Origin of the sequence: Mycobacterium sp. E3339 (assembly GCF_001666915.1) — a bacterium.
GTDB lineage: Bacteria > Actinomycetota > Actinomycetes > Mycobacteriales > Mycobacteriaceae > Mycobacterium.
The window spans coordinates 1-10,892 of the sequence record NZ_LZIZ01000232.1; the positions used below are offsets into that span (position 1 = coordinate 1).

7 protein-coding genes, 1 pseudogene and 1 riboswitch are annotated in these 10,892 nt (G+C 69.9%); of the genes and pseudogenes, 2 read left to right on the plus strand and 6 right to left on the minus strand.

The annotated features are described in order from the left end of the window. Nucleotides 1–392: pseudogene (locus A5702_RS22155) on the minus strand (hypothetical protein); the annotation flags it as partial. A gap of 179 nt (nucleotides 393–571) precedes the next feature. On the opposite strand from A5702_RS22155, the gene A5702_RS22160 reads away from it, so the two are divergent. Further along, complete coding sequence (locus A5702_RS22160; protein WP_068223775.1) at nucleotides 572–1,003, plus strand: hypothetical protein; 432 nt, start codon at nucleotides 572–574, stop codon at nucleotides 1,001–1,003. 115 nt (nucleotides 1,004–1,118) lie between these two features. Next, nucleotides 1,119–1,844 (plus strand): SHOCT domain-containing protein, encoded by a 726-nt coding sequence (locus A5702_RS22165; protein WP_068223781.1) that lies wholly within the window; start codon nucleotides 1,119–1,121, stop codon nucleotides 1,842–1,844. Nucleotides 1,845–2,017: 173 nt separating this feature from the next. On the opposite strand, the gene ileS is transcribed toward A5702_RS22165, so the two are convergent. From ileS to A5702_RS22190, 5 genes are all read right to left on the minus strand, one after another. Next, a complete protein-coding gene (gene ileS, locus A5702_RS22170; RefSeq protein WP_068223784.1) occupies nucleotides 2,018–5,143 on the minus strand; it encodes an isoleucine--tRNA ligase in 3,126 nt (1,041 codons plus the stop codon). A 318-nt stretch (nucleotides 5,144–5,461) separates the two neighbouring features. Further along, nucleotides 5,462–5,692 (minus strand): Rv1535 family protein, encoded by a 231-nt coding sequence (locus tag A5702_RS22175; protein WP_067820064.1) that lies wholly within the window; start codon nucleotides 5,690–5,692, stop codon nucleotides 5,462–5,464. 322 nt (nucleotides 5,693–6,014) lie between these two features. After that, nucleotides 6,015–6,183, minus strand: a riboswitch (M-box (ykoK) riboswitch). Between the two features lie 300 nt (nucleotides 6,184–6,483). Then, nucleotides 6,484–7,611, minus strand: coding sequence for a nitronate monooxygenase family protein (locus A5702_RS22180; protein WP_068223787.1), 1,128 nt, complete (start codon nucleotides 7,609–7,611; stop codon nucleotides 6,484–6,486). 32 nt (nucleotides 7,612–7,643) lie between these two features. Further along, the gene (locus A5702_RS22185; protein ID WP_068223790.1) at nucleotides 7,644–8,225 is read right to left on the minus strand and encodes a carboxymuconolactone decarboxylase family protein; all 582 of its coding nucleotides are present in this window, start codon (nucleotides 8,223–8,225) and stop codon (nucleotides 7,644–7,646) included. A gap of 129 nt (nucleotides 8,226–8,354) precedes the next feature. Next, a partial coding sequence (locus tag A5702_RS22190; protein ID WP_156669714.1) for a thioester reductase domain-containing protein occupies nucleotides 8,355–10,892 on the minus strand: 2,538 nt, incomplete at its 5' end.

Here is a 10,892-nt window from a genome sequence, read left to right on the forward strand (position 1 = left end):
CTGACCGACGCCGAGGCCGCGAACATCCTGGGCGCCACGGGCGGCGGCGCGACCGGGCTGCCGGCCGGCGTCATCGAACCGACGCTGGAATTCGGAACCACGACGGCGGGTTTGTGGTCCTTGGAGCCGTCGATCAGCAGCAGGCCGAGCCCGGCGACCGCTCCGAACGCCGCGACCACCGCCCCCGCCAGCAGGGCGCTCGTTCCCCGCGAGCGCGGCTTCGCGATCACGTTGGTGGCCGCCGAGTCGTCAAACTCGCCGGGCTGGGACAGCGAACCGTCCTCGATCTCGGGGTCGCCCAGCGGGCTCGAGGCCCATGCCTCGCCGACGGTCAGGTCCTCGTGCGGGAGGGCGGCGAAGGTCGTCGACTGAAAGTCTTCGATGGCGCTCATGGCTGTTCCTCACTGTGGTCGCGACCCCCGATGGGCCGCCGTCACAGGTAGGAGCAGCCAGCCCGGACGGCGCGGACACATTTTTCGGGAAAAATGCGGCGAATACCTCATGCGCCGAAGCGGTCAATCGCGCACAGTAGGTTGACGAGCGCTCGAGAACCGGGCGTGAAAGGACTGCCGTGTCATTGTTGGGAAGCCTGAAGGCGGCGCGGGCCGAGGCACGGCGCGCCAGAGACGCCGAGTTCGCCCGCCTGGTCGCATTGCCGCCGACGGAGGAGCTGGCCGCGCAACTCATGGCCGCATTCGGGCCCGACGGGCCCAAGCGCGGCAAACCGTTGACCCAGTACGACGTCATCAAATGGGTGCTCCGCCGTGCGGAGTTCACTTCCCGCGGCCAGCGAGCCACGAGCTTCAAGAAGCTCGTCGGGCCCGTGCGTGGGGCCCTGCAGGTGTTGGAGCACAGCGAACTGGTCTACCTGAGCGTCGGGGGCGAGGGGAAGCCCGACAAGTGGCATCCCACCAATCGGGGAATGGTAGCGCTGGACGAAGGGTATGACGCTGTCGCGCAATGCATCTCGGCCCGACGGCTAGGGCAAGACGGAACCCGGTGAGCCGAGAGGCCGGCGCCACCGAGGCCGAATTGTTGGGATCGGGAGCGCGGCCGGGACGGTTCGCTGGCATACCGATGCAGACCATCGCCCGAGGGCACACGCGAAAGGAACGACCATGAAGTTCAGGGCCCGCGCGCAGCACGACCCGGCGCTCAACCAGCAGGCCGCCGCCGTGGCGGCGGAAATCCTGCGTCAACCGGTTGAGGCGGCCACGCGATGCGAGCAGACGTCGACCAAAGCCATGCAGATGTATCCGTCGGCCGGGGGCGAGGTGAATTGGCGAAGCGTGCCCAACGGCACCGGCCTACCGAAGAGTTTCATCTTGGCCGTCACCGCGTCTGGCATCTACGCGCTCGAAGACAAGCAGCACCGAGGCGTCCTGGTGCCCGGCAACGTCCTCAAGGCGTGGGATCGCTCGGGCTTTCGGGCCCAGGCCGGCAACGACGTGGCGGCCAGGGCGCGCGGGCTGGCCGACGACCGGCAGATCATCACCCTGTGGCTGCCGATCGACGGCGACAGCGGCCGGGTGGCGCAGCAGATCGCCGCGCAGCGGGCGGCTTCCGGCCAGCGCATCCCGGCCCTGCCGCACGCCTTCGTCATCGCCAAGGACGAGTCGGGCCAACGCATCATCGACGCGCTGGGCGCGGCGGCGGCGCCGCCGCAAGGTGCCGGGCCGAACATCGTCATCGGCGGCCGGCGGCTCGAAGACATCGTCGCGGGCGCCGCGCCGCAACGCCCGGCCGCCGAGCGCCTGCGCGAGCTCGAGGAGCTGCGCGCGGCCGGGGCGATCACCGACGCCGATTACACCCGCAAGCGGGCGGAGATCATCGCGGCGATCTGAGTCGCGAGTGCCGGGGGCGCGGGCCCCGGGGGCGCCGCCCGCCCGCGGCACGTCGTTGCGCGGCGCGCGCGGTCAACCCGGCTATGCCCGTGCCGTTGCTCGTTTCCTGCCGCCACGACGAGATCGGCGAAGACCACCCCCGCCGATCGCCTTCATGTGCCCCTGAGCGCGCCTTACACCTTGGCGATGCTCACCCGGACGCCGTCGCCGATATCGGCGCCGTCGGCGGGTTCCCCGAATTCGAAACGGGTGGCAAGGATCTCGCCGGCGATCAGGTCGCGATGCGCGGCCGCCCAGTCGGCCCGCTCGGCCGGCACCGACATCACCACGGCGATCCGGTCGGACACCTCCAGCCCGGTCGACTTGCGCAGCTCCTGCAGCTCGCGGATGCGGTCCTTGGCCCACCCCTCGGCCTCGAGCTCCGGGGTCACGGTGCCGTCCAGCACCACCAGGCCGGCCCCGTCCGGCAGCGCCGCGGTGAACGCCGGGTCGGCGGCGACCAGCCGCGAGCTGTATTCCTCGGGTTGCAGCACCGCGGGCCCGGCCGTCAGCGTGCCGTCGGGGTTGACGACGCCCTCCCCCGCCTTGACCGCCTTGATGGCGGCCTGCACGTCCTTGCCCAGCCGCGGCCCGGCCACGCGGGCGTTGACCGTGAGCTCGAAGGAGCCGTAGGTGTCGATCGCGTCGGTCAGCTCGACGCTCTTCACGTTGAGCTCATCGGCGATCAGGTCGGTGAACGGCTCCAGCCGGCGCGGGTTCTCCACGGCCACGGTCAATTTCGGCAGCGGCAGGCGCACGCGGAGTTTCTTGGCCTTGCGCAGGGAAGACGCGGCCGAGCACACCTCGCGGACCTGATCCATCGCGGCGACCAGGTCGGGGTCGGCGGGCAGCGCTTCGGCGCCGGGCCAATCGGTGAGGTGCACCGACCGCCCGCCGGTGAGGCCGCGCCAGATGATCTCGGTGACCGATGGAAGCAGCGGCGCGGCCAGCCGGGCCGTCACCTCGAGCACGGTGTGCAGGGTGTCGATGGCGTCGGCGTCCTCTTCCCAGAACCGCGAACGCGACCGTCGCACATACCAATTCGTCAACGCCTCGGTGAACTGGCGCAGCTGCTCGCAGGCCCGCGAGATGTCGCAGGTGTCCATCTCACCGGTCAGGTCGTCGCGCAGTTCGGCGAGCTTGGCCAGGATGTAGCGGTCCAGCACCTGCGGCGAATCGGTGCGCCAGGTGCCGACTTTGGGCGCGTAGAGGGCCAAGAAGCTGTACGCGTTCCACAGCGGCAGCAGCACCTGGCGCACGCCGTCGCGGATGCCCTGCTCGGTGACGATCAGGTTGCCGCCCCGCAGGATCGGCGAGGCCATCAGGAACCACCGCATGGCGTCGGAGCCGTCGCGGTCGAACACCTCGCTCACGTCCGGGTAGTTGCGCAGCGACTTGCTCATCTTCTGGCCGTCCGACCCGAGCACGATCCCGTGCGCGACACAGGTTTTGAACGACGGGCGATCGAACAGCGCGGTGGCCAGCACGTGCAGCGTGTAGAACCAGCCGCGGGTCTGCCCGATGTACTCGACGATGAAGTCCCCCGGGTAGTGCGTGTCGAACCACTCCGCGTTCTCGAACGGGTAGTGCACCTGGGCGTATGGCATCGAGCCCGAGTCGAACCACACGTCGAGCACGTCGGGGATGCGGCGCATGGTGCTGCGGCCGGTCGGGTCGTCGGGGTTGGGCCGGGTCAGCTCGTCGATGTAGGGCCGGTGCAGATTGGTGGGCCGCACCCCGAAGTCGCGCTCCAGCTCGTCGAGGCTGCCGTACACGTCGATGCGGGGGTAGGCCGGGTCGTCGGACTTCCACACCGGAATGGGGCTGCCCCAGTACCGGTTTCGCGAGATCGACCAGTCGCGCGCGCCCTGCAGCCACTTGCCGAACTGGCCGTCCTTGACGTGTTCGGGGTACCAGGTGATCTGCTGGTTGAGTTCCACCATCCGGTCGCGAAACGCGGTGACCGCGACGAACCAGGACGACACCGCGCGATAGATCAGCGGGTTACGGCAGCGCCAACAGTGCGGGTAGGGGTGCTCGTAGGTCTCGTGGCGGAGCAGCACCGCGCCGTTGGCCGCCGCGGGGCCGCTGCCGTTCTTCAAATCCCGGATGATGTTCGGGTTGGCGTCGAAAACGCGCTGCCCCTGGTAATCCGGGACGCTGGCGTCGAAGCGGCCCTTGGAATCGACCGGCGTGACCGGCACGATGCCGGCCTTGTCGGTGGTCGCCATGTCGTCCTCGCCGTAGGCCGGGGCCATGTGCACGATGCCGGTGCCGTCCTCGGTGGTGACGAAGTCCCCGGGCAGCACCTGAAAAGCCTTGGGGCTGTCCATGAAATACGGGAACGGCGGCACGTAGCGGGTGCCGAGCAGGTCGGCGCCGGAGTAGGTGCCCAGGATCTCGGGCTCGTCACCCAGCTCGCGGGCGTACGCCGCCAGCCGGGGCTGCGCCAGCACGAAACGACGGTCGCCGGCCGCGACCTCGACGTAGGTGACCTCGGGATTGACCGCGACGGCCAGGTTCGACGGCAGGGTCCACGGCGTGGTGGTCCACACCAGCAGGTGGGCGCCGGCCAGCGGGCCGTCGGCCACCCGGAAGCCGACGGTCAGCGCCGGGTCCTGGCGGCTTTGGTAAACGTCGTCGTCCATGCGCAATTCGTGGTTGGACAACGGGGTTTCGTCGCGCCAGCAGTACGGCAGGACGCGGTATCCCTCGTAGGCCAGGCCCTTGTCCCAGAGCTGCTTGAACGCCCAGATCACCGACTCCATGTAGGACAGATCGAGCGTCTTGTAGTCGTTGTCGAAGTCGACCCAGCGGGCCTGCCGGGTGACGTACGCCTGCCATTCGTCGGTGTAGCGCAACACCGAGGCGCGGCACGCGTCGTTGAACGCGGCGATGCCCATGTCGTCGATCTGCGATTTGTCGTTGATGCCGAGCTGGCGCTCGACCTCGAGCTCGGCGGGCAGCCCGTGCGTGTCCCAGCCGAACCGGCGCTCCACCTTGTAGCCGCGCATGGTGCGATACCGCGGGACGATGTCCTTCACGTAGCCGGTGAGCAGATGCCCGTAGTGCGGCAGCCCGTTGGCGAACGGCGGGCCGTCGTAGAACACGTATTCTTCTGCGCCGTCACGGCGGGCGATGCTGGCGCGGAACGTGTCGTCGCGGGCCCAGTAGTCGAGGACTTCGAGCTCGAGGGCCGGGAAGTCGGGTGGGCCGCTCGCCGGCTTGGGATAAGCCCGGGCTTGCGCGTTCTCTGTCACGGTGGCGTCGTCTCCTGCGTGCCTATGGCCAGGCCGGGGACGACGACGCGCTGTCTGCGCGAGCGCCGCGGTACCACCCCGCTTGCCACGCCGTCGCGTGGCCGCTCGTTTCCAGGCTGTGACGGGCCCACCCGTTCGGTTCTACTGAGCCGGCCTGAGCAAGAAGCCGGCTGTTCTTCCGAAGGCTCCCCGGTGATGCCGGATCGACGCCAGTGGCTCGATTCTACTCAGGCGCGGCACCCCAAGGGGCTACCTGGCCTCAGGAAACACCTGCGGCCGGGTAGCCCCTTGGAGCCCTGGTTGGTCGCTGTTCATCGATCAGGCCTGGATTTCGAGCACACCGGCCCGCAGCAGCGCCGCGTACAGGTGGCGCAGCGGGATGCTCAGCAGCCGGGTGGCGCCTTCCACTAGCGGGTCGCCGGCGAAGACGGGGGTGTTGGCCTTGCCGGCGGCCTTCTTGCGCACCGGGGCGGTCTCGCCGTCGCGCACCACCTTCAGTGTGCGGGCGGGCGCTACGGTGGCCACTTCGTCGTAGAGAGCTACGGTCATGGTCGCCTCCTAGATCTTGCTCGGCGCTCGGGCGCCGAGATGGCGGGGTTCCTGAAAACGGGGACTAACTGGACTGACGTGTCGAAGTCCCGTCGCGGTTCCGATCCGGAGAACGCTTGGCCGATAAGGCACTTAGCGTGGTGACGCCTCAGCCGAGAACGTCGTGCCGGAGACCGGATGGGGACGTGACGGGGTTCGGACTTCGGTCCGGACTGTCGCTGGAACTCATGTGTCCCTCACCTCCTCGCGGTCACGACGCATGCGGGGGCCCGCACGCGATCACGCGCAGCATGAGGAGCAGAAACCCGACGACCGTCGGAGATCCGCACCCCTCTCGTCAGAGCTTTGGCACCACACGACGTGTCCGATGTCCGGAAGCCACCTGGGCTCAACCCTTAAGCCGGGAGGAGCTGTCCTGACCCGGGGCGTCTTTCGACGTTCGGGGTCAGTGGCCTGTATTCGTGTAGACGCCTCACCTAACGAGGTGCTTACCCGACCGATCATGCACGACGGGTCCGACGCGGTCAAACCCATCGGCGCGGGGTTTCGCAATCTTTACGTTTCTGTGCGGGGGCCCCACAGGTTTCTGCCAGGATCACCGCCCTGACCTGGGCGTACGACTCGGCCGCTGGACATCGTTTGGTCATCTGGGGTTTGCCGGTCGGGTGGTGGCGGCCGGCAGGCCCTGGGCGCAAACGGGCGTGCGTCCAGGGCGGAGGTCGTCGGCGTGTCGCCGCCGTGGGCGCACACCGAAAGCCGTGGGCGCACACGCGAAACGGCGCCGGCGGGGGTCAGCGCTCGATCAAGCCCTCGAGCCGCCCCACGGTGTCGATGAACTCCTCGACCATGTCGAGCACCACCGCCCGCGTCGGACGAACCCGGTCAAGGGAGCCCACGACCTGGCCGACGAAGTAGGTGGCCAGCTCGCGCGCCTTGGCCCCGGGGTGCGCGGCCGCGGAATTGATGCGCACCTGCGGCTCGGTGACCAGCGCGGTCTGCAAGGGCATGCCGAGGGGGTCGGGATTTTCCGGGCGGTCCCATTCCTCGGTCCAGGCCGTGCGCAGCATCCGCGCGGGCTTGCCGGTCAGCGACCGCGACCGCACGGTGTCCGAGGAGGTGGCGGCCAGGAACTTGTCCTTGACCACCGGCGGTGTCTCGGCCTCCTCCGTGGTCAGCCACACCGAGCCGCACCAGACGCCCCCGGCGCCCAGCGCCAGCGCCGCCGCGATCTGGCGGCCGCGCGCGATGCCGCCCGCGGCGAGAACCGGCACCGGCGACACCGCGTCGACGACCTCGGGCACCAGGACCATGGTGGCGACCTCACCGGTGTGCCCGCCGGCCTCGGTGCCCTGCGCGACGATCAGGTCGACCCCGGCGGCCGCGTGCCGTTGCGCGTGCCGCGTGGTCCCGGCCAAGGCGGCCACCAGCACGTCGCGGTCGTGGGCGCGTTCGACGAGATCCGCCGGGGGCGGCCCGAGCGCGCTGGCGACCAGCCGGACGCCGTCGTGGGCGAACGCCACGTCCAGCAGCGGCTCGTAACCCTTGGGCGAAATGTTGAGCCCGCCGGCGGAGGCGCGCGCCTCCTGCGCCGGCGCGGTGATTCCGTAGCGGGCCAGGATGTCGTCGACGAACGCGCGGTGTTCCTCGGGCAGCCGCGCCCGCGCCTGCGCGGCGTCGATGCCGCCCTCGTCCGCCCCGACGTACTTGGGCGGCAACAGCAGGTCCACCCCGAAGGGCTTGCCGCCCGTCTGCTCGGCGATCCACGCCAGCTCGCTGTCGAGTCGCTGGGGGCTGTGCGCGACCGCGCCGAGGACGCCGAAGCCGCCCGCGTTGGTCACCGCGGCCACCACATCGCGGCAGTGGCTGAACGCGCAGATGGGGAATTCGACGCCGAGCATCTCGGCGACTGTCGTTCGCATTGCCCGACGCTAAAGAGCTATCGATCGATATGTCAATCGATTACGGCCGCCGCCGGCGACCGCCCGTCCGGCGGCCAGCTGGACACCCCCTCTTCGAGCGGCACTTGCAGGCTGTGCAGGATCGAGGCGACCATCCGCCAGGCGCCGATGGCGGTGACCAGCTCGATGAGAACCGTTGTGTCACCCTGTAATTCACGCTCGCAGGCCGCCCAGCTGGCCGCGCTCACCGCGCCGTCGCGCACCACATCGTCGGTGGCGGCCAGCACCGCCCGCTCGACTGCGCCGAACCCGTCGTGCGCCTGCCAGTCCCGCACGCCGAGCAGGTCGTCGGGGGCCACCCCCAGCCTCGACGCCACCCGCCAGTGCTGCGTCCATTCGTAGTCGCACGCCGTGAGCCAGCCGATCCGCATGATCACCAACTCGCGCAACCGCGGGTCGAGCGCGCCGTGCCACAGCATGGTGGCGAGCAGGTCGTTGATGGCGCGCGCCAGCGGCGGGTGGTTGAGCAGCACCTGGAAGATGCTCAGCTCGGCCATGTAGTTGGGCACGGCCGCTTCGTCGGCGGCGGCCTTGGCCTCGTCGAGCGGCAATTTGGGCACGCGAGCTGTTGTCATGGTGAGCACTTTCGTCGGGCGCGATCACCGGCCATGTTAGTCAGCAATCCCCACGCCAAGGCCCGAACGCCGCGACCTGGTTACCACCCGCGCGAAACCCCCTGCCGCAGAGCGTCTTACGAGCGGCGCCTAGAGCAGTCCGAGCAGCCGCAGGTCGGTCACGTACTTGACGATGACGGGCGCCGACACGTGCGGGATGTCCGGATCGTCGCCGTCGGGACCGAGCTTCGCCTCCCGCACCGCGGCGCGGAACCGCTCGGTGGGGGCGAGCGAACCGCGGCCCGGGTCCCCGGGCTCGACCTGCTGTCCGCTCGGCAACTGCAGCAGCGGGTGCACCGAATGTTGGCGCTGACGCTCGGGCAACTCGCGCAGCGCGGCCTCGAACCGCCGGAACCAGTCGCCGAAGTCGTCGATCCGCTCGATCGGGTGACCGGCCTCGATCAGCCAGTCGACGTACTGATCGATGCCGATGCCGTCGTCGTGCGGGTTCATCACGTGATAGGTCTCGAACCCCTCGACCACCTGGCTGCCGAGCGTGGTGATCGCCTCGGCGACGAATTCGACCGGGAGCGCGTCGAAGTGCGTGCGCGGGCGGTTGCCCCCGGCGTCGAGGCGATAGAACGAACGGGGGGCGATGCCGGTGGCCGCGATGCTCAGCACCATGCGGGTGAACACGTCCGACAGGTTGAGCTGGCCCGCGTAACTGGTGTCGGCGAGGATCATGTCGCAGCGGAAGACCGAGACCGGCAGCGCGCACAGGTCGTTGGCCTCGCGCAGCAACACCTCGCCGGCCCACTTGCTGTTGCCGTATCCGTTGGAGTAGGCGCCGTCGACAACCCGGGTGGGGCTGACGACCCGGATGTCGGCGTCCTCGGTGAACGCCGCCGGGTCGACGCCATCCCCGACGTTCGCGGTCGAGACGTAGGTGTAGGGCTTGAGTTTGGTGGTCAGCGCCACCCGGATCAGTTCGGCGGTGCCCGCGACGTTGGGCCCGAACAGTTCGCTGTACGGCAGCACGCCGTTGACCAGGGCCGCCGAGTCGACTATCAGGTCGACGGTGTCGGCCAGCCGCTGCCAGGTGTCCTCGTCGAGCCCGAGATTCGTCGCGGACTTGTCCCCGGCGATGACCTCCAGGTGGTCGGCGGCCAGCTCCGTGAAGTGGTCGAGCAGCCGGGGATCCCCGCTGTCGAAGGTCGCCCGCAGCCGCCGCCACGCCTCCTCGTCGGAGCCGGCCCGCACCAGGCAGATCAGCTTGCCGTCCACCAACTCCAGCTGCTCGAGCCACTGCAACGCCAAGTACCGGCCCACAAAGCCCGTCGCCCCGGTCAGCAGGACCGTGCGCACCATCGAGCTCGGACCCGGCAGCGCCGGCGCCGCGCTCAACGCCTCGGCGTCGATGAACTTGTCCAGCGTCAGATCGCTCGCGTACACCTCGGTCGCGTCGCGGCCGTGCACCGAGGCGAAACTGGCGCCGCGTCGCCGTGCGGCCACGAAATCGTTTGCATGACAGTCTAATTGCTGACTCAGGCTGCGCACGGACGGTGCGTCGAAGACGGCACGCACGGGCAGCGGGATACCCAGGGTCGCGTGGATCGCGGCGACCAGGCGCATCGCGGACAGCGAGTCGCCGCCCAGGTCGAAGAACGATTCCTCGACCCCGACGCGCGGCACCCCCAACACCTGGGCGTAGATGTCGGCCAGGGTCTCCTGGACCGGCGTGGCGGGCGGGCGGTAGCGATCGTCGTCGGTGTACTTCGGGGCGGGCAACGCGCGACTGTCGAGTTTTCCGTTGACCGTCAGCGGCAACGCGTCCAGCACCACCACCGCGGCCGGAACCATGTAGGCGGGCAACCGATCTGCCGCCGCCGCCCGCAGCGCGGCCGGGTCCGCGGTCCCGGTGACATAGCCCACCAGCCGCCGGTCGCCCGGGCGGTCCTCGCGGGCGATCACCGCCGCCTGCTCGACCCCGCCCAACCCGGCCAGGACGGCGCGAACCTCCCCGAGTTCGATGCGGTGGCCCCGGATCTTGACCTGTTCGTCGGCGCGGCCGAGATACCGCAGTTGCCCGTCCGGGGCCCAGCAGACCAGGTCGCCGGTGCGATACATCCGGGTCCCGGGCGCGCCGAAGGGGCACGCCACGAACCGCGACGCGGTCAGGGCGGCCCGCCGCACGTACCCGTAGCCCATCCCCGCCCCGGCCACATACAGCTCGCCGATCACCCCGGTGGGCACGGGCCGCAACGACGCGTCGAGCACGAAGAGCGCCGCCCCCGGCACCGGCGAACCGATCGGCGGCGTGCCCGAATCGGGCTCCAGCGGCGCACTGATCGCCACGCACATCGTGGTCTCGGTGGGGCCGTAGAGGTTGAGCATCGTCCGCCCGGGCGCCCAGCGGTCCACCACCTCCTCCGGGCACGCCTCCCCGGCCACCACCAAGGCCGCGTCCAGACCGTCGGGCGCGAGCATGCCGGCCTCCGAGGGGGTTTGGGTGAGCACCGTGACCTCTTCGGCGCTCAGCAGGGCGTGCAGGTCCTTCGGGGACCGGGCCGTCGCGTCCGGCACCACCAGCACCCGTCCGCCGTGCAGCAGCGCGCCGAAGATCTCCCACACCGACACGTCGAACACCAGCGAATGGCTCTGCGACCACACGCCGGCCGCCCGCACGGG